The sequence below is a fragment of the Desulfomonilia bacterium genome (assembly GCA_036567785.1).
GTDB lineage: Bacteria > Desulfobacterota > Desulfomonilia > UBA1062 > UBA1062 > DATCTV01.
Map to the genome: position 1 here is coordinate 11050 of DATCTV010000043.1, position 19534 is coordinate 30583.

Annotated in this window: 14 protein-coding genes; 5 read left to right on the forward strand and 9 right to left on the reverse strand. The window is 48.2% G+C overall.

All coding sequences use genetic code 11. The features are described 5' to 3' along the window. Positions 1-79: 79 nt before the first annotated feature. The 8 genes from VIS94_12300 to VIS94_12335 all read right to left on the reverse strand — a co-directional run bounded on the left by VIS94_12300 (position 80) and on the right by VIS94_12335 (position 10978). Complete coding sequence (locus tag VIS94_12300) at positions 80-766, reverse strand: hypothetical protein (protein ID HEY9161848.1); 687 nt, start codon at positions 764-766, stop codon at positions 80-82. Continuing rightward, positions 751-4215 carry a type VI secretion protein IcmF/TssM N-terminal domain-containing protein gene (locus VIS94_12305; protein ID HEY9161849.1) on the reverse strand — a complete coding sequence of 1155 codons (3465 nt, stop codon included), beginning with the start codon at positions 4213-4215 and terminating at the stop codon, positions 751-753. The genes VIS94_12300 and VIS94_12305 overlap by 16 nt, the downstream gene beginning before the upstream one ends. A gap of 1 nt (position 4216) precedes the next feature. Continuing rightward, the gene (locus tag VIS94_12310) at positions 4217-4882 is read right to left on the reverse strand and encodes a DotU family type IV/VI secretion system protein (GenBank protein HEY9161850.1); all 666 of its coding nucleotides are present in this window, start codon (positions 4880-4882) and stop codon (positions 4217-4219) included. 2 nt (positions 4883-4884) lie between these two features. After that, on the reverse strand, positions 4885-6264 hold the full coding sequence (gene tssK / locus VIS94_12315; protein HEY9161851.1) for a type VI secretion system baseplate subunit TssK: 1380 nt from the start codon (positions 6262-6264) through the stop codon (positions 4885-4887). A gap of 14 nt (positions 6265-6278) precedes the next feature. Continuing rightward, positions 6279-6800 carry a type VI secretion system lipoprotein TssJ gene (gene tssJ / locus VIS94_12320; GenBank protein HEY9161852.1) on the reverse strand — a complete coding sequence of 174 codons (522 nt, stop codon included), beginning with the start codon at positions 6798-6800 and terminating at the stop codon, positions 6279-6281. Positions 6801-6804: 4 nt separating this feature from the next. Further along, complete coding sequence (locus VIS94_12325; GenBank protein HEY9161853.1) at positions 6805-7524, reverse strand: hypothetical protein; 720 nt, start codon at positions 7522-7524, stop codon at positions 6805-6807. A 42-nt stretch (positions 7525-7566) separates the two neighbouring features. After that, on the reverse strand, positions 7567-9582 hold the full coding sequence (locus VIS94_12330; GenBank protein HEY9161854.1) for a hypothetical protein: 2016 nt from the start codon (positions 9580-9582) through the stop codon (positions 7567-7569). 226 nt (positions 9583-9808) lie between these two features. After that, the gene (locus VIS94_12335) at positions 9809-10978 is read right to left on the reverse strand and encodes a Xaa-Pro peptidase family protein (protein HEY9161855.1); all 1170 of its coding nucleotides are present in this window, start codon (positions 10976-10978) and stop codon (positions 9809-9811) included. A 257-nt stretch (positions 10979-11235) separates the two neighbouring features. Here VIS94_12335 and VIS94_12340 point away from each other — a divergent pair, with 257 nt between their 5' ends. Then, the gene (locus VIS94_12340) at positions 11236-12816 is read left to right on the forward strand and encodes an amidohydrolase family protein (protein ID HEY9161856.1); all 1581 of its coding nucleotides are present in this window, start codon (positions 11236-11238) and stop codon (positions 12814-12816) included. 52 nt (positions 12817-12868) lie between these two features. Here the strand turns inward: VIS94_12340 and VIS94_12345 are convergent, their stop codons facing one another. Then, positions 12869-14434, reverse strand: a complete 1566-nt coding sequence (locus tag VIS94_12345) for an FGGY-family carbohydrate kinase (protein HEY9161857.1) — start codon at positions 14432-14434, stop codon at positions 12869-12871. 154 nt (positions 14435-14588) lie between these two features. On the opposite strand from VIS94_12345, the gene tatA reads away from it, so the two are divergent. The 4 genes from tatA to VIS94_12365 all read left to right on the forward strand — a co-directional run bounded on the left by tatA (position 14589) and on the right by VIS94_12365 (position 19525). Further along, the gene (gene tatA / locus VIS94_12350; protein HEY9161858.1) at positions 14589-14777 is read left to right on the forward strand and encodes a twin-arginine translocase TatA/TatE family subunit; all 189 of its coding nucleotides are present in this window, start codon (positions 14589-14591) and stop codon (positions 14775-14777) included. 187 nt (positions 14778-14964) lie between these two features. Continuing rightward, positions 14965-17025, forward strand: a complete 2061-nt coding sequence (locus tag VIS94_12355; protein HEY9161859.1) for an MMPL family transporter — start codon at positions 14965-14967, stop codon at positions 17023-17025. After that, positions 17022-18431 carry a hypothetical protein gene (locus tag VIS94_12360; GenBank protein HEY9161860.1) on the forward strand — a complete coding sequence of 470 codons (1410 nt, stop codon included), beginning with the start codon at positions 17022-17024 and terminating at the stop codon, positions 18429-18431. The genes VIS94_12355 and VIS94_12360 overlap by 4 nt, the downstream gene beginning before the upstream one ends. Before the next feature lie 23 nt (positions 18432-18454). Next, positions 18455-19525 (forward strand): branched-chain amino acid aminotransferase, encoded by a 1071-nt coding sequence (locus VIS94_12365; protein HEY9161861.1) that lies wholly within the window; start codon positions 18455-18457, stop codon positions 19523-19525. Positions 19526-19534: the final 9 nt, after the last annotated feature.

The following is a 19534-nucleotide window of genomic DNA, read 5'->3' on the forward strand; positions in this document are numbered from 1 at the left end:
TCCCTCCATGGAGTCATTAAGACCACAACATCCTTTAAAATACAATACAAACATCGAAATCCGACACCATTTTCCGGTCTTATTCATATGTCAGCAGATTCGATATATCGTTCGGGTCAAGCGGCTTCCTGAAAACGCACAGGCATGACCTTCCCTGAGTCCCACCTATGAAAACAGCCTCGGGGGAACTGGAATCAGTCTTCTTCAATCCTGCCATATAAACTGAAATCTGTTCGGCCATCCCGTCCTCATCTCCCGGGACAAGCGGTATGAAACCGCTGCGGGGAACGTCCGCGCAGCAGCCTGATTTTTCCGGAAAAACGCCCTTGCCTGCAGCAGAAGGCGCACCAAGTCTTGACAGTCTTGCCTTGAACTCATCAAGGGAGGCGAGTTTCCTTGAAATGATGTATTCGGCCTCGGAGCATACGCCGGCCATTGCTTCAGGAATCGTTTCCCACTTTTCTTCCCATCCGGTTAGCATTCCGTATCCTGCAACAACCAGGGGATATTCCCTCCCCACGGCATCCCGGCTGTCTTTGAAAATACCGCACGAGATCATGTCCTTTCCCCCGCATTTTAAAAAATACCTGTAGGATACATATCTTCTTCCTGCTGACCCTGTTTTCATGAATCCCTTCTCGACAAGGCCGGAAAATACCTTGAGGCATCCGCTCTGAAAACCTATGGAGATGTAATCTCTAGCAACAGGATGCTTGCCCGTCGCCCCCCACAGCCACACATCAGGTTTTCTCAGGGAACCCAGCATGATGCAATTCTTGCGGGCAGCGCTCCCGGGGCCGTAGCCTCAGCCTGGGCCTGGGCTTCCTTCGCTTTTGCCTTAAGCACGGCTTCATGCCCGCTGAATCTGTAATGCACCTTGATAAACCTTATCCCCATAGCCCTAAGAGAGGCACTTTTGCCCGGAAATTCAGAGGCGCTGAATGTGCGGCTTCCTCCTGGAAAGTCCTTGAGGAAAGAAACGAATGCATCGGGGCCTGAATAATTTTTCGTAAGCGTAATACCCCCGACATCGATTGCGAATGTAACTCCGGTGCACCTCTGCGAGGACCATGTGAACGCCTTCCTGACCGGGTAGTTCATATTGACCAGGGTCTGCAGCTGATCGCACTGGAGTTCCAGATGAGTTGCATTCGGCTGTGTCGTAGCACCTTCGTTCGTCTCAGTCGGAAGCCCCTCGACAATGACGGTTGAATCAGGCGGAGGTCCTGAAGGTGCAGCTGAAACGGCCTGACCTACACGCGCCCTTGAGAAAAAGCCCTTGAATGCCGCCTCGAACGGTATGGTCCTGCCGATGACCTGTCTGGCTGAATAGCCTCCGCTCACGCTCCTTGAAACGAACGGGGCGGCCGGTCCTTTTATGAATTTCGTTCCATAGCCCTCGGGCGAAAACATAAGCTGGTTAAGCTGCATGGGATCGCTTATGCCCTGCACCTCGACCAGGACTTCCTTCTCCCATATTTCCTGAAGCCTGCAGGCGGTCTCCTGGCATGTATAGGCCCAGATGAAGTTTACCGGACCGCTCACGAGCGACCAGAACGGTTCCGTTGAAGGTATCTGGCTTGCGCCCATGAGCATTTTAAATGCATTGACGGCAGGAAGCACCGGAGACTTCGACGGGTCTTCGTTGAATGTCTGGCTTGCAGCCTGGAATGCGGCCTGCCTTGACGTGGTTACGATCTGAGCCGCTTTTGCAAGTGATTTTACATATTCATTCAGCGCCTTCGCCTCATTGAATTTCGAAGGCATCTTTATCTGTTCGGTCGCACTCGTTACCTCTGACTTGTTCTTGAATTTTTCCTTAAGCTTCTCTACGGTCTCAGCCGCCTTGGATACTGCCCCCGTATCCGCAACTGCCGCAACTGCACCGAGGGAGTCTATTTCCATGACAAGCTTCATCCATGCAGGATCATTGCCGGTGCTGTAAGGTTTCAATTCTCCGGCCATCTTTTTGATAAGGGCGATATACGGACCAGACCCTCCCATTTTCCGGGCTGCCAGTTTCCACTCCTCCTGGCCTTTCAGCCTCTGTTCCCCCTGTGGAAATACAAGTCCGAAATTATGCCAGGCTTCAAGATAAGCCGTTTTGTACCATGAAACAAACTCCTGTTTTCTGGAAGTGATAAGGACCGGGTCGGATACAGCCGTTTCCATATCAGCCAGGAAAAGATCCAGTTGCTTTTTACCGTTCGCGGTAAACGCAGGGGCCACCTGCACATCATCAAGCACCGGATTGCTGCCCCCCCAGAATGACTTCAGGGTTACCGCATATCCAGGGTACATTTCATTTACCCACCCGGTGACCCAGTGCAGGTCCTGCCTGTTTTTAAGGATTACCTCCAGCAGGGATTTGAGGTTTTTCATCTCGCCTTCAAGCCTGGTCTTGTCTTCTTCCCAGACAAGACGCCAGAAATAAAGCCCCATCATCTGTCCGGATACGTCGCGGTTGTCAATCCCTGGCGCAGTCAAGGCATATTTTTGCGCATCATCAGGGCCAAGGTCATCATTGATCCTGTTCCTGACCATTATCATCCGGCTTACAATATGTATGGCATAGAGCCCTGTTTCGGATTCCGACCCGGAAACGGAAATATTTGCGACCTCGGCTGAAAGCCGCCTGTCATATGGATTTAAAAGCATGGAGTCATATGTCCTGCAATACTGCTTCTTTAAAAGCTTCTCGACTTCCCTGCTCTGGGTAAGCCCGAAAGAAGGCATCCACCATGACCTGTTCTTTTTTTCAATCCTGAATATCGAATCCCTGAACTTCTCCATGTATGATGCATCAGCAGTCATTTCACCCGTTATTGCCGGTTTGTTGAAGAACTCTGCGGGAACGCCCCTTATAATTCCCAGGTTCCTCACAAATGAGAAACTCAGCAGCCCGCATATGGCTATGCCTATGGCAAGCCACGCCATAAGTCCGAGATTCTTCGTGAGCCTGTTCCATGCAAGGGCCTGCCTGGTCGGGGTGAAAAGCCCGCGTTCGGATGGCAGGATCGACGCAAAAAAGTCATGCAGGAAAAGTCCTTTGCTGGTATTGGGCAGCATGTCCCTTTCTTCGATAAGCCCGAGGCTATTCAGGAAATGCGAATATGGGCTGCCCTGCTGCTGTCCGCTCGAGAAGTACAGCCCTCTGAACATGGGCGTTTCCTGATAGGGATTGACCTCAAACACGCCTTTCAGAAACAAGGCAAGACCCGATTTCATCTTCCTGAATTCTTCAGGGAAAAGAAGAAGCGCAGGATCAAGTGACTGCGGCTTGTGGAATATAACGAGCCTGAGCGCGGCAAGGCGTTCGGACAACGTGTTCATGGCGCTGTCGATAAATGTATTGTATTCCTGTGAAGTATTGTTGTTTATCGCGCCGAATGCCTGATTAAGGCTTTCTTCAGGAAGCTGTCCGGAAAACTGCGTCATACCCTGGATCAGGTCGCACTTGGTTACAAGAACATAAACCGGGAACTTGCTTCCGAGCACCCTCATAAGTTCGCTGATGCGCTTCTTTATTTCCCTGCCTTCCTCTTCGAGTTTTTCCGGAGCACTTTCCACAAGGCTGTCTGCGGATACGGTCACTACAAGCCCGCTTAATGGTTCCTTTTTCCTGTATTTCGCGAGCAGGTTGAGGAACTTCTGCCACTCGTCCCTGTCGCGGCCATCATCAACCGGAATCGCATACCTGCCGGCCGTATCGATTATTATGGCCTGCTCGAAGAACCACCAGTCACAGTTTTTTGTACCCGAAAAACCCGATACCCTGTTCATCTCGGCGAATGGCGAGGAAAGCCTTGCGCTTTTTATTGCCGTTGTCTTGCCCGAACCGCTTTCGCCGAGCACCATATACCAGGGCAGTACATAAAGAGGATTGCCCAGTTTTTTAAGGTGAGAGCCCTTAAGTGCATTTATCGCTTCCCTGAACCTGTCCTGAAGTTCGGTGAAGTTTTTCTTCTCGTCATCCTTGAGCGTTTTTATGTAGGCCTCATCCTGCTCTATTATGCGGCTTACAAACTCCTGCTCCTTCTTTTTCTTCAATATCTGCCTTACGATGAAGGCGGCCATAGCAAGCCCGGCGAACCCGATCAGGAGGAAGAAACCCACCCACCAGGGCCAGCCGAGAATGAGCACTATCCCGAATGAAATAAGACAAACCAGAACTGCAGCCAGAAGGATTATCACATATTTTATCAGGCTTTTCATATTAAGGTACCAGTGTATTCGCTATATTGTTAAGGACGAAATAGTAAATCCCGTACAAAAACCCGAAGAGAGCGACCGGGATTGAAACGATTATTATGTTCATGAGGCCGTAACCGGGGCCTGAGGAAGCCCTGACACGGGCATTTTCAGCCGGAGGATACGCCTCGGGGAAAAGCTGAGTCTTTTTGAGCGCAGGAACTCCGACGGAACTTCCCATGAGCACTTTAAGGTTGGAAGTCTTCAGCTGATCGAGCAGAAATCTGTCTCCCTCCTTGCAGTATCTGCCCATGAACCCCATGGCAAGACACAGGTAGTAAACCTCTCTAGCATCGTTATTCTGCGGCCCGAGTGCATTGAGCTTTTCAAAAAATATCTCTCCTGCGGCAAGCGTCTGGTAATATTTAAGCTGAAGCGGCTCCTTCTGCCATTTCCCCTTTTCATTCCAGCCCGAACTCAGAATGGCCTCGTCAATCCAGGCGCACACGGCAAAACGGGCCAGATCGGCATCCTCCGCTCCGAAAGGCTCCAGGGCTTCATTGTAGGCGGCTGAAAGCATGCCTTCCACCCGGGACCTTACCTGTTCGAACGGCGGCTGTTTTTTCCCGGCCGATTTCAAAAAATATGCGACATATGCAACAAGTTCCATATAGCAGTCGGACAGTCTCATCTCTAGCCTCTTCCCGTGACCATGAGTTCGACCTTGAGGTCAGCCGGGGCGGAATCCCAGAATAGCGCAATATTCTTTCCCTTGAATACATTGGACCATTGATCGGTGTTATGATCGAGCTGATAATATATGGCCCCTGCCCTTCGCGGAAGTTCCTGCGGCGGCCTGTCCAGTTTCTTAAGAGCAACCCCCGGCAGTGCCCTTACGATAAGTATGGGCAGCGATTCCCTCGATGATATTTTGGCGCCTGCCTGAATCGAGGTTGCCATCGTCTTTGCATCCGACGAGGATTGAACCACCAGGTAGAACCTGTTCTTTCCCTCGAATATCGGCGCCGGAAGATCCGCGGAATAGTATGTTCCGTCATATATGAGCCCGTAGACATATTCAGGCCCTGCCGTTATCTCATCTAGGAGTGAAGTAATAACACCCTGGGCTTTCATAAAGCATGACCCAAGGTTTGTGTGCTGATACTTAGGGAAAACCTCATCAGTGGAATCACCGGCCCAGTTGTATTTTTCAGAAAAACCCGAAAGCTCCCCGATAATCTGCTTGAGAAGCCCGAAAGCGTTGAGCGGGTGACTCTGGGACGTCTCAGTCATCAGATAAAGGAGCGGCAGATAGCGGTTCAACGTCATAAGCGCCAGCAGATAGACCATATCACGTGAGCCGAAATCAGATGTCTGTATGCCGCGGTCCCTCTTGTATCCTTCAAGCTGGAAGGCTTTTGCTGCTATCTGGTCGCGAATCTCTCTTATAAGCTTCTCAAGCTGTTTTGATGATGAGAGAGTAAGGCTGGGTGGGATAAACGTCCCGGAAAGCACAATTTCTTCACCTCTTCTCTCAAGTTGGGCGACAGGAATTATCTCATAATCACCGAGCCTGTCTTTCTCGGTCTCCCAGAAAACCCTTATCGCGTATCTTATGGACCTCACTTCGGAAGAAGGCCCGTCAAGGTGAAGATCGGAAACCTGCTCGGGTTCGAGGAATGAAACGTATCTTGTGTTTATGCCGGTTACGGTGTCTTTTGCTGATATATTCGTTACATTCCTGCCCCCATTTTCCAGCTTTTTTATACCGATATAAACCGTAAGCGGTTTGCCGCCCTCGATCTGGTCTGCATCGAATTTTCTTGTCTCGCACACGGCATTTTCATGAATCCTGGCATAGCTCATATCGGGAAAAATGAAATCTCCTTCCGCTATCTGGAAACTGCCCGTTCCAAGGGAGGCTTCCATTATTTCGAGCCTGCCGACACCCCACATCTCGCTGGTCATGTAGCGTATAAGGGGTTCGGTCTGTGACTGCGAATAAAGCTGAAGGAGCTGCAAATGCTGAGGCTGAAGGAAAAGCCCCTGGTGCCATAATAGCGGTTTTTCCATAATTTGTTTTCCTCTTATTTGGAAATTATTTCTTTCGGTCCGAGGTCCAGGGTCAATTCAAGTTTTCCCGGCACCTTCTTCTTTTTCATCTTGAGGAAACCATATTTTTCATACACTTCCGGTATCTGATAAAGCCTTATGATGTTGTTCTTTTCCAGTTTGTAATACCCGGCAACAATCGCCACATACTTTGCGCCTTCAGCCCTGTCGACAAGCGTTTTCTGGTCCTTGCCGGGATCGACGAAAATCCTTGTGCATGCAATCGCACTGAAATCGAAATTGCTGCACTCCAGAAGCTTGTAAAGCCCCTGTTCATTTCCGGCAAGCTGGTTGAACATCGACGGATCCTTCAGCTGATACAGGCATATTGCAAGCTTATGCCCTTTGTTTCCCTTCAGGTTGAGTTTGGCATCGGACTTTATGTCAAGGACTATGGCATCCTTCTGATAGACCCACTGCACCACATCCGGTGAAGATGCGCATGAACTCATTATAAAAACGGCGAGCAGCACGACAGCATATCTTAGAGTTCTCATAATATTACCCCCTGTTTTCCATGAATAGTTTCTGGCAGTTCTTTTCAAACTGCCTCAATAAATCTTCCATGAAACGGCCGGAATCATACCATTTCCTGCACTTCATATATTTTTCCTCGAATATTTCAAAGGACTCGGCCTTTTTAAGCGGCCCTATTTTAAGGCCTGTCTGTACAGGCTCCATCTGTTTCGGATCGAGCACGGCGAGTACATTTCCGAGAACGGTTTTCGCAGCATCCTTGAATGCCTGCTGAGTTATAAGAAAGGCCTTCTTGACCTGTGAAAGATATTCTTCCAGCGATTTTTCCGAAGGCCCGTCTCCGAGGTTCGTACCTATTATGTGGCGGATCGTTTCATCGCCTTCTCCCGGCGTTCCAAGCGTCGAATTGATAAGGCCTACAAGCTGATTGAGTGAATCGAATATTATGTTAAGAGACTGCGCCAGCTTTTCAGGAAGAATCTCGGCCGGCATATCCGATGCGCTTCTGCCCAGTATCAGCGGAATAAGCCTCTGCATCAACAATGCGTCGGCATTGATGCTCTCTTCCGGTACGGGTTCTTCCTGCCCGCCTGCAAGGATATTTTTAATTCCTTCTATAACAGAAAGCTTATCCCTCAGGTCCTGACCTTCAAGCTCCCCCTGCAGAAGGGCCTCTATGGAAAATTCGGCGACAGCAGGATTAAGGCTGTATATCTTTTTTATCTCTTCTGTCAGTTTTTTCAAATCAGAAGGCAATGTCCCCATCCTTTACCTGAATCAATCGTCTTATTTTTTTATTATCACAGTCTCACTGAGTTCATCATCCTTATTTTCGGGTTTCTTTGTCCTGGCCCCATCCGGTTTTGCAGTTTCGGCAAGGGGTTCTGGGACCTTTTCCATATTCTGCGTCATTATGATTGTCGCCTCAAGAAGGTCTTCCCGGCTTACGGGCGGTTCAGGGTTCTGTCCGGAAGGCTCTGCCGTTCTCTTTATTTGGCCCCTAAGCGTAGATGAATTAAGTATTACCGTTTCATGAAAATCTTCCGGCTCTTCTATAATTTTTGTTTCCTGTACCGGTTTGTCTGCAGTTATAATAATGGTCTTTTCAAACGATTCCTCCCGGACAGATTCTTCTCCGGGAAGCGAAGTTTTATCATAATCCATCCATTTCTCTTTGATGCTGTCGAGGATACCGGCAATCCTTGCATTTGATTCGTCATCAACCGCAGCTTCCTTTTTTTCCACGATACCGGCCGGAATTTCATGATGGGCCCCGGACGGTTCGAAGAGCATCTTCATTATCCTATCCTTAAGCGCATTTAATGAAGAGACAAATTCATCTTCTGGAAAACCGCCATCGCCCGCATAGCCATGAAGCATAAGAGATATGCATGTTTGAACCGCCTCGTTCCAGATATCCGCATACTCTTCCCTTATGATTACACCTTCCGGTTTATAAAAGATATTTTCAGGACGGAATAAGCCATCGACTGTCAAATCCAGGCCCAAAGGTTCACCCCTGACAAAGGCATTGAGCATTTCCAGGAGACGGGCATCAATAGTGTCCCTTCCGGCGGATGGATTTGATATGAGAATGTATATCAGCATTCTTCCGAAGAAGTAGGCGAAAAAGGATTTCGGGGCACCGGGAAGCATCTGAAATGATTCGTCCGCTTCAGGGCCTTTGAGCAGGATGGTCCTGAAATTCCAGAAAGCTGGCAGGAGACCGCTTCCTTCTGGCAGTGTCACCCAAATCGATTCCGGACTCAATCCAAGGTCAGGATATATGAGGCCATCTGAACCTTTTACAATCCGGAACAGCAAATCAGCGGCAAATGAAAGCTTCAAATAAAGTATCTCCAGAAACACCCTGTCGTCGCCATCAAACAACAGTATTGACGAATACCCCTTACCCTTGTTAAAGGCCCTGAGGGCATTCAGACGGCCCGTAAGCCCCCTGGATTCAAGACTGTCCTCGATTTCCTCATATGGCGCGCCTGAAAGCAGCAGAAGAAAATCCAGGGCATTGATTGTACCGGCTTCGCTCAGAACCGCATGAAACGGATAAAAGGAGAGGCTCACTATATTCTTGAGGGCAGACCATCCTTCCCCGTAGCACTCAGTTCTATGTTCACACGAGGGGCAGGGTATATTCTGATCGGCCTTTACCAGCAGATTTACATACCCCTGCACAAGAGCGCTTTTGTCCCTTACATTTGCAGGTTCTTCACCGGAGATTTCAGCTGCATAAAAAACCGGGGTTCGGCCCTGAGAATGACATTCCGGACAGTAAAGATACCGTTTCAATGAGCTTGCGTATGAAGCGAGACTATTTTCCTTCAGCAAATATTCATCCCTGCAGATATCGAAACCTGACGAACAGACCGGACATACCGGAGTAAAATACACCTGCTGTTTAATACAGTAGAAAACTGGGTCAAACGGCAGATACACCCCATGAGGGTCCGTCCTTGCATTAAGAAGCATGCCGTTTTCATCTTCGAGCGCTTTTGTGATTATCCTTTGCCAGCTTTCATCGAGTGTTTTATTCGTAATGTCACCGAGTGTGCTGCCGTATTGCCGGTAATCATCCCGTGAAATTGTCAGGAAAGCCTCTTTGATGACAGCTCCCGCAGATGTTGCAACATTTGCCCTGATAACACTGGTAAACGGAAGAGATGAGTCTGCCGTAACAAACGGATATGATAGGCCTTCCGGTTGGGCAGCCTTAGCCGCAAGATCAAGCTTAAGGTGGATGCCGTTTCCGGTATCACCCAAAAAGACTGTGAATGGATTATTCATAATATCCTTTAATTATCGTTCTAATTTTCAAAACCATGCTGCCGGTGATGAATTTTCATGCAAGTTGCCCAGAGTTTCCAGAGATGCCTTTCAGACGGCATTTATTGAATCCAACTGTTTGCAAATATTAATTTTTATGGCTCAAAAGTCAAGCTTGCAACGGATGATTTCTCTTGTTCATGATTAGCAATAACGTTCTGAAAAAACCATTATCAGCCTTATGCCTTTAAATAGATTTCAGTACCAGGTCCTCAAGCCTGTCCGGCCAGTTCGTCAGGGAAACACAGCCTTCTTCAGTAACAAGAACGGTATCTGAATGCCTGAATCCGCCCATCCCCGGGATGTATATCCCCGGTTCGATACTTATAATCATATTTTTTTTGAGAATGGTCTCGCTTCCCAGCGCCACCCAGGGCGGTTCATGTCCGGTAATCCCGAAACCGTGACCTGTTCTGTGAAGGATATTGTCTTTATATCCGCGGTCCTCGATTACCTTAAGGACCTCCCGGTCCACTTCGGCGGCTGAAATCCCCTGTCTGACCATTTTGAAAGCCTTTGCCCTGGCCTCCATCATGGCGTCATATGGATCGCGGGCCTCGTCCGGTACCGATCCCATGAAAAAGGTCCTTTCGAGTTCGGCCGAGTATCCGTCGGCCTGGACTGCAATTATAACTACATTCGGTCCGCCCTCTGCGAACTGGTCAAACAGGCCCGGCATGGAATGAGGCTGTGCAGAAAGCTTTCCGGGCCAGACCGCGCAGACCGCTTTGCTTACCAGAATATTCGGATTGGGGATTTCGAACAGTATGCGGGCCAGCATTTGTCTGGTTCCCTCAGAGTAGACCGCAAGCTGCTGAGCTCCCGGACGGCTGAGCTCCAGTGCCGTCTTCATGCCTGTTTCTGTAATACTGCACGCATGGGATATTCGGCCTACTTCATAGTCGCTCTTGATCATGCGGGCTTCATCAACTATATCGACTGCTTTGAGCTTTCCGGGCATGACGCCTTTCAATGCAATTGAAATGGAAGATTCGATGCCGACCTCGGCGTCATCAGGAATGATCTCCTTCAGTGTTTCCACATATGTCCGGCCATGAGGTGCGGGAAACTCATAATAAGTGTGATATTCAACATCAAGAAGGACCCTGTCCTGCGCATGGCTGACCTCCAGCCCGGGCGTAACCATTGAAGGCTTGCCGGAGGCAGGTATCACAAGAAAGAAAGGCCTCTCAAACGGTATGTATGCAAAATTTGTCAGGTAATAGACATTCTCGGTATTCGCGCAGACATAGTAATCAAGTTTTTTCCTCTGCATGTACTCGCGCAAAGCATCTATGCGGGACTGCAGTTCCTGTTTTTCAGGTCTTGAGGTAACTGGCGTTATTTTGACCGGCATCTTTCCCTCCCCTGTTTTTCTTATCATTTACTATAGCGTGTTTCCTGCGGCAAAGCTTCTGTTTATATGTTACCCCAAAAGTCATCGGCATTGGCAAACAAGTTGCTTTTTTACCTGTTGTCAAATGATTACATATACTAACTCTAGCCAATATTGAAATTGTTGTTTATCTTTATTGAAGATTTTTCACGAAAAACATCTAGAGAATTTCCGGAACAACAACTCAGTCAGAAAACAAATTGAACAAGGGGGATGATATGAACAGTGATCTGAAACAGGTGAATTTTTCCATGCAACCCGGAGAAGAGGTAATGGAGCTTTGCAGGATTTTCGGCATTTCACAGCCTGATCAGGCCCCGCCCCGCAAGGAGGGCCAGGGACCGTTCAACAGACTCGTGCTCAAAAATGCGATGATGATCGACGGTACAGGTGCACCCGTTCAGGGGCCATTCAACATCGTAGTCATTCGCGACCGGATAGCGGAGATCCGCCATGCAATGTTCCTTCTGCCCCCTGAGCAGGGAGACCTCGAGATAGACTGCACCGGCAAATATGTTCTTCCCGGATTCGTCGATTCCCATGTCCACATTGGAAACCCTTCGGAAGGACTTTGCGGAAAGGTCACCCCTCCGGAATATATATTCAAGCTATGGATGGCTCACGGCGTAACGACCGTTAGGGAATGCGGAGCGCTTATGGGTCTCGACTGGACCCTAGCGCTCGAAAAAAAGAGCGAGGCAAATGAGATCACCGCACCAAGGATCGTCTCCTACCCGACACCCTATACGCCATATATAGTAACACAGGTGAGATCAGGAGAAGCGGCACGCGCATGGGTAGATGAAGTGGCGAAAAAAGGTATCAAGGGCATCAAGCTGTTCGGTCACTATCCGGAGGTAATGAGTGTCATTTACGACGAGTGCAGGAACCGCGGGCTTAGAAGTTCATGCCATCATACGATAGTCTGGGCCAGCCGTGTGAATGCGCTCGACTCCTGCCGCATGGGATTGACCAGCATGGAACATTTCCTGGGGCTGGCGGAGGCGCTGGATCCCACCTCCACGATCCAGAATTTCCTTCCTGACTATAACTATGAAAACGAGCTTATGCGCGCCCTGCAGGATGCGCGCATGTGGAGGCCGATTATACCGGGTGACCAGCGGTGGAGAGACGTGCTCGACGAAATGCTGGAGCACGACCTTACCATAGTGCCAACCCTTTCAAGCTGGGAACCGGGCATGGACGTCATGCGATATACGTATGCAGAGTGGCACAAGGATTATACGCTTCCTGCACTCTGGCGCTTTTTTCAGCCGAGTCTGATGTCCCACTGGTCTTTCTATTACGACTGGACCACGGCTTATGAGATCGAGTTCAAACGTGCGTATCCCAAGTGGATGGCCTTTATAAACGATTACAAGAACATGGGCGGCCGGGTAACGGCCGGCAGCGATTCAGGCTTCGGAATGAAGCTCTTCGGTTTCGACTTCATCCGCGAGCTGGAACTGCTTCAGGAAGCGGGTTTCCATCCTCTGGAGGTGGTAAGGTCGGCAACGCTCGACGGAGCGAAACTTCTGGGTATGGCTGATGAAATAGGCAGCATCGAACCGGGGAAGAAGGCAGATCTTCTGGTAATAGATGAAAATCCCCTCATGAACTTCAAGGTGCTCTATGGAACCGGACATATGCGTATGGATACGACTACAGGAGAAGTAAAGAAAATAAAGGCCCTGCGTTACACCATAAAAGACGGCATCGTCTATGACTCCCAGCAGCTTCTGGCCGATGTGGCCGAAATGGTTACAAGGGAAAGAGAGGCTGAATCAGTGGCCGGTTAAACAAGGGATTCTAACAAGGCATCGGGCATTATGAGCCCGATGCCTTGTTTTTTCAGTCTTTTGGCGGATAACCCGTTATCTGTCCTATCCTTTTATTCAGAGGGGCGATTATTTCAAAATTCTTTTTATAAACATCATTGAACAGATCGGTATAAATATTGTGAGTCTGAGCATTTGGTTCGAACTTTCTGCCTGTCCGCACCATGGCCTTTACCGCATCCTCGAATGAACCGTGCATGCCTACGCCTACAGCCGCATCTATTGCTGCGCCAAGGGCCGATATCTCGGTTGTGGCCATACGGTATGTCGGCAGGTTGAACATGTCGGCTGCTATCTGAACGGCAACATCACTCCTTGAACCCCCTCCTCCAACCCTTATCTCTTTGATTTCCACACCGGTTTTGCTTGTGACAACCTCGTTCATGCGCCTGAGTTCAAATGCTATGCCCTCGAGTATCGCCCTGTAAATATGAGCCCTTGTATGGACATCGCCGAAACCTATGATCGAACCTTTTGCATACTTGTCATTTACCAGCGGCGACCAGTAAGGCTGAACCATAAGACCCATACAGCCCGGTGGAATATTCTTTATCACCTCGTCGAATATGACTTCGGGCGCCACACCGCGTTTCTCCGCCTCCAATGCCTCCCTGTGTCCGAATTCCTGCTTGAACCATGTGACCATCCAGAAACCGCGGAAGATGAACATTTCAATGTCCCATGTCTTCGGGATGGCCGCGGGCCATGTGAAAAACCTCATTTTGCCGTCTTCGATATATTTTCTTGTAATAACTTCCATTGCCGTTGCGGTACCGAAACTGATCACCGCTATCTTCGGGTCGATAGCACCTGCTCCAAGGAGTTCACACTGCTTGTCGCCAGCACCTACAACAACGGGAATGCCTTCAGGAATACCTGTTTCAGCTGATGCCTTTTTGGTAATGTGCCCGATAATTTCATTCGGTTCGCAAAGTTCGACACAATGGTCCTGCCTCATTCCGAAAGTTTCATAAACAAATCCAAGGGCGCTTCCATACCAGGAAAGTTTCTTGTAATCGAAAGGCCATATGCCGGTTATCATGCCTTTCGAATCCTTGAATTCGTCGGTAAGCTTCTTTACGAAAAACCCTGTAACCTGAACGAACTTGTGGGTTCTGGCATAGATTTCCGGTTCGTTCTCTTTTATCCAAAGAAATTTGGAATTCTTCTGTGCATAACGTATTGTTTCGGTCTTGCCCATCAATCCGAAAGCTATCTTGCCGATGGCGGGAAGCGGCGGGGGGTTGTTGACTATTCTATTGTCAAGCCAGATTATACCCGGACGCAGCGCATTCCCGTCTTTATCCATGGGTATTACCGTGTTTCTCTGACTTGTTATCCCGACAGCGCCTATTTCTGCCTTGTCAATTTTGACCCTGTCCAGAAGGGTGCTGCACACGAGACAGAGCTTGCTCCAGTAGTCTTCAGTCCTCTGTTCGGCCCATCCGGGCTTCAGGGAAAAATATGGTTCATACTGTGCCTGTTCGATTCCGAGTTCATTGCCTTCCTTGTCGAACAGGACCGCCCTTATACTCTGTGTTCCGGAATCAATTGCCAGGATATATTTTTTTTCTGCCACTTTAACCTCCAGGAGAAATATTTAACTCCAATAATAATCAGCAACAGCATGAAAAAAAGCGGTTGGCAAGATAAAATAAGTATTCAAATTTTTCTTTACTTGAGAAGCCCTTTTGTGGTTTATCTCCAATTTACGCATAAAGGAGGTAAGAGCAATGGGTACATTCAGCGTATGGCACTTGATAATCCTTCTGGTGGTGGTTCTTATAATCTTCGGCGCAGGAAAATTGCCTGAGGTTGGACAGGCGCTCGGCAAAGGCATAAAGAACTTCAAAAGCGCAATGAATGAGGAAGAAAAAAACCTCAAAGGCAACCTGGAAGACAAGAACAAACCTTCAAATTGAATTAAAGAGGACAGGCCGGACTTTTTCGCCTGTCCCTGATCCTATTTTTAATCTTTTCTCTAATAAACGCTTAGACTTCAAATCGCTGATAATCGGCCTATATTCATTAAAGATTTTAAATAAATTCTTTATGCAATATCATGAAATTTTCTGATAATATTACCTAATGCGACCCTTGATTTCATTTGTGACACGTCACCCGTGGATCGTCCTTATCGTAGGGATAATTCTGGCGGTTCCGCTTGCTTACATGAAGCAGATGACACCTCTCAACTATGACATCTTCACCTATATGCCGGAGGACGTCGAATCGGTCAAAGGTCAGCAAATTCTTCACGAGCATTTTCAGACGGCTAATACCGCATACATACTTCTGAATACTACAAATGTACCCTTTGTACTTAGAATACAGAAAGATGTAAGTTTGATAGATGGAGTCCAGCGCGTCTCATGGATAAACGAAGTTGTCGATCCTAGCGTACCTGACAGTTTTGTACCCCAGCAACTCCTTGGCATTTATAAAAAAGGCAGCTATTCCCTGCTTCACCTTTCATTTGCCGAACCGAGTTCATCCGCAAAGACTCTTGAAGCCATAAAACAGATCAAATCCTATCTCGGGAAAAAAGCCACAGCATTCACAGGCCTGCCGATATTCCTGTATGAACTGAGAGAACTCATGGAAAGCGAGAAGCTCATAACATTCATGGCTGCGGCATGCTTTTCCTCGCTGGTAATCGGCATTTCTCTTGGATCATGGGCGATTCCAATTATATTCATGCTCTCCATCGGAATAGGGGTAATCTACAACCTGGGCACGAACTACTTCATGGGTGAGGTTTCATACATAACAAGCGCTATTGCATCAGCCATTCAACTCGGGGTAATCCAGGATTTTTCCATCTTCCTCATACATCGCTACCATGAGGAAAAAAAGCTCTTTCCCGACCCGCAAAAGGCAATGGAATCCGCCATAGCAAATACCCTTCCAGCCATTCTGCCCTCTGCCCTCACATGCATGGCAGGATTTCTTGCACTCATTCTCATGAAAATGAGGCTGGGACTAGATATGGGATTTGTTATGGCAAAGGGCGTTTTCATGGGTCTTGCAGTAACAATGACGCTTCTGCCTGCAATGCTGCTGGTGGCCAACCGCTTTGTCAAAACAAGAGGGGAAAAGACTACTAGCGCCATCGGTACAAAAATATCCACATTCCTAGTGAATAATTCCGGCAGGATTACGGTTTTGTTCATCCTGCTTTTTATTCCAATGATCTGGGGGAAAACCCATGTGAAAATATCCTATGATCTTGATGAAATGCTTCCCAGAAATCTGGAATCCATCAAGTGTCTCGAGACAATAAAAAATGTGCTTGGTTCAATGGAAATATCCTATATCGTATTCCCTGATACGATCCCCCGCTTCAGACAGGAAAATGCCATAAAAGAAATCAGGAATATAAAAGGCATAGTCAGTGTGATTGCGCTTACATCTCTCGCGGATTCCGCCGTGCCCGAAAGTTTTATACCTGATAAGGCCAAAGCCCTTTTTTCCAAAGGCGGTTATTCAATGATCATGGTCAAATTCTCGGATGAACCCGGCAGCACCATCAGCAACCAAGCTGTCGATTCGATAAGGTCAGCAGTAGAGAAAGCCGGCATCAAACCTTCCTGGCTGGCCGGCACCACACCCATCAACAAGGACATGATGGACATCTCCAAGAGGGACATTCCGGTTGTCGATATGGCGTCCCTTATAAGCATTATAGTAATAATAGCCCTGTTCATGCGTTCCGTTTCCATACCTTTTGTTCTGGTGGCAGCAATCGAGCTTGCCATTTACACGAACCTAAGCATTCCGTACGCCATGGGCCGTTCAATACCTTTTCTGACAATAACCAGCATCTCATCCATACAGCTTGCGACAACGGTGGATTTCTCTATTCTGCTTATGACCAGGTACAGCCAGTGGAGAAAGAAGTTACCGAAGAAAGAGGCCATGATTAAGGCTCTCTCAGGCGGAATGGGCGCAATAACGATTTCGGGATTGAGTCTGGCTGCCGCAACAAGCGGCATAGCCCTTACGTCGCATGTAAGCGCGGTATCATCGCTTACACTCATGATCGCCCGCGGAGCGCTCATATCGACGGCCGTTATAGTATTCCTGCTGCCTTCGTTCATCCTCACCTGTGATAAGATAATTACTCATACGAGTATCGGATTTTTAAGAAAGAAAGGAGAAGAGGCATGAAAAAGGCTATCTTCATAACAATGCTGATCATGTTTGCGGCGCTACCGGTTTCAGCCAGAAGCCTCAGCCGTAATGAAACGGTATATGTCAATCTTGACGCTTCAGGTAAACCCCGGAGGCTGGAAGTGGTGACCTGGCTCAGAACTGACGGTAAAAAACCTTCATCAGATGCCACAATTCTTACGGGCATAAAGAACATCAAAAGCGAGACACTGCCTGTGCAGAAAGACGGGTCATACTTGTTCGACACAAATGATAGAGATATATTTTACAGCGGCATGACAGACAAGCCGCTTCCTTTATCAATTGATATAACATATTTCCTGAACGGCCGTCAGACGGACCCCTACAGGATTAAAGGCATGAGCGGAAAACTTGAAATCAGGATGACAATAACCAACAGAACATCAATCAACAGAACGGTAAAATACCGTGAAATAGGAACCGGTATAACAAAAACATCACAGGCATCAGTTTCCGTTCCCTTTACCGTTATGGTCTCCACTGACCTTCCCATCGAGAATTACGGCAATGTTGACGCGCCTCAGGGTGCATTTGCAGTAGTGGGAAACCAGATTAAGATGAACTGGCTGGTTTTTCCCTTTACCACGGAGACAATCCATCTGAAAGCGGATGTTACCGGCTTTAAAATACCATCAATAATGTTTACGGTGATTCCGAAGATGCCCCCCCTCCCCAAGTTTGAAGTCGAGGGCAGGATGAATAAGATATACAGTGGGGTTGACCAGGTTGGAGCGTTTCTCATGAAAGCTCAGGCCGGAGCGGTGGAAATGAATGACGGCCATAAAAAACTTAAAAACGCTCTTGTCCAGATGGAAGACGGCACCGCCAAACTCATTCAGGCAAGCGAAGCTCAGGCTGAAATGACAAAAGGTGCAATCACTATCAACAGGGGGCTGGCTGAAAATCTTGTCAGACTCAAAAAGGTGCCGTTTATGTCTGGTAAGGCAGACCAGGCGATTGGTTATCTGGATATCCAGGCGAAGTTTCTTGAGCTGCTTGTTTCAGGAGGGCCCTTTCCTGAAGACGTACTTTCATTTCTGAGAGAGCACGGAAAGCCGGCGCCGCCTGTCAAGGAATTCCCGGGAATAATAATTACCGAAGGGGGGCTAAGGCAGCTTGATAATGGTATAAAACAGATGTCTGCCGGCGCCGTGCTTCTTGAAAAAGGGTCAGGACAACTTCAGGACGGTCTAACCCAGATACGCTTGCAGGGTACGGAGAAAATCAAGAAAGGCATTCAGGAAGGGGCTGAACCTCTGATGAAACAGCTGGCAACCATTGACATCGGATACATTATGGCACAAAAGTATGACAGGTTCTCAGGCAGGCAATCTGACATCAAGAGTTCAGTACAATTTATCATGAAAACACCTGGGGAATAATTTTATAAACGGAGGAAATTCATATGAGCATGAAAATCAATTTCATAAGGCATGACAAACCAAAGGAAAAACCTCATCACAGCATCCTTGGCTTTGGCAAGCATTTTACGGATCATATGTTTATAATGGACTATAACACCGAGAACTCCTGGCATGATCCGAGGATTGTTCCTTACGGACCCATAACCATGGACCCGTCAACAGCTGTTCTGCATTATGGACAGGCTATATTCGAAGGGATGAAGGCCTATATCTCGGAGGATAAGAGAACTCTGCTTTTCAGGCCCGAAAAAAACATCCAGAGGATGAATGCAACCTGCGAGAGGATGTGCATTCCCCTGCTTGATGAAAACTTTGTCCTTGAAGCCATAAAGACATTCGTGAAATACGAAGAGCACTGGATTCCCACCGCTCCCGAGACATCCCTGTATATCAGACCGTTCATTTTCGCAACGGATCCGTACCTGGGCGTCAGACCTTCGTCGACGTACAAGTTCATGATTATTCATTCGCCTGTTGGGGCATACTACCCGCAAGGCATCAATCCGGTAAACATCTATGTTGAAACGAAATATGTAAGGGCAGTGCCCGGCGGAACCGGCAGCATCAAGACCAGCGGCAACTATGCGGCAAGCCTGAAAGCGCAGGCCGAAGCCGCGGAAAAGGGCTATATCCAGGTTCTCTGGCTTGACGGCGTCAACAGGAAATATGTCGAGGAAGTCGGTTCCATGAATGTATTTTTCAAGATTAGAGGAGAGGTCATCACACCTTCTCTGGAAGGCAGTATCCTTCCGGGCATAACAAGGGACTCGGTAATCCAGCTTCTCAAGCACGAAGGCATACCTGTTCAGGAAAGAAAGATATCAATCGAGGAGATATACAGCGCCCATGAAAAAGGTGAACTTGAAGAAGCCTTCGGGACAGGCACGGCTGCCGTCATATCTCCGATCGGCGTCCTTGACTGGGCAGGCAGGGATATCCTTGTAAACAACGGCAAGATAGGACAGATTTCACAGCATCTTTACACCACGCTTACGGGTATTCAGTTCGGCCGGATTCCGGATAAATTCGGCTGGACGGTCGAGGTGAAGTAATAAGAAGTA

Excerpts from the sequence above, each read along its gene's own strand:
- tatA (HEY9161858.1), top strand. The coding sequence starts at position 14,589 with ATGGGTACATTCAGCGTATGGCACTTGATAATCCTTCTGGTGGTGGTT.
- VIS94_12305 (HEY9161849.1), bottom strand. The coding sequence starts at position 4,215 with ATGAAAAGCCTGATAAAATATGTGATAATCCTTCTGGCTGCAGTTCTG.
- tssJ (HEY9161852.1), bottom strand. The coding sequence starts at position 6,800 with ATGAGAACTCTAAGATATGCTGTCGTGCTGCTCGCCGTTTTTATAATG.
- VIS94_12340 (HEY9161856.1), top strand. The coding sequence starts at position 11,236 with ATGAACAGTGATCTGAAACAGGTGAATTTTTCCATGCAACCCGGAGAA.
- VIS94_12310 (HEY9161850.1), bottom strand. The coding sequence starts at position 4,882 with ATGAGACTGTCCGACTGCTATATGGAACTTGTTGCATATGTCGCATAT.
- tssK (HEY9161851.1), bottom strand. The coding sequence starts at position 6,264 with ATGGAAAAACCGCTATTATGGCACCAGGGGCTTTTCCTTCAGCCTCAG.
- VIS94_12300 (HEY9161848.1), bottom strand. The coding sequence starts at position 766 with ATGCTGGGTTCCCTGAGAAAACCTGATGTGTGGCTGTGGGGGGCGACG.
- VIS94_12365 (HEY9161861.1), top strand. The coding sequence starts at position 18,455 with ATGAGCATGAAAATCAATTTCATAAGGCATGACAAACCAAAGGAAAAA.
- VIS94_12360 (HEY9161860.1), top strand. The coding sequence starts at position 17,022 with ATGAAAAAGGCTATCTTCATAACAATGCTGATCATGTTTGCGGCGCTA.
- VIS94_12330 (HEY9161854.1), bottom strand. The coding sequence starts at position 9,582 with ATGAATAATCCATTCACAGTCTTTTTGGGTGATACCGGAAACGGCATC.
- VIS94_12335 (HEY9161855.1), bottom strand. The coding sequence starts at position 10,978 with ATGCCGGTCAAAATAACGCCAGTTACCTCAAGACCTGAAAAACAGGAA.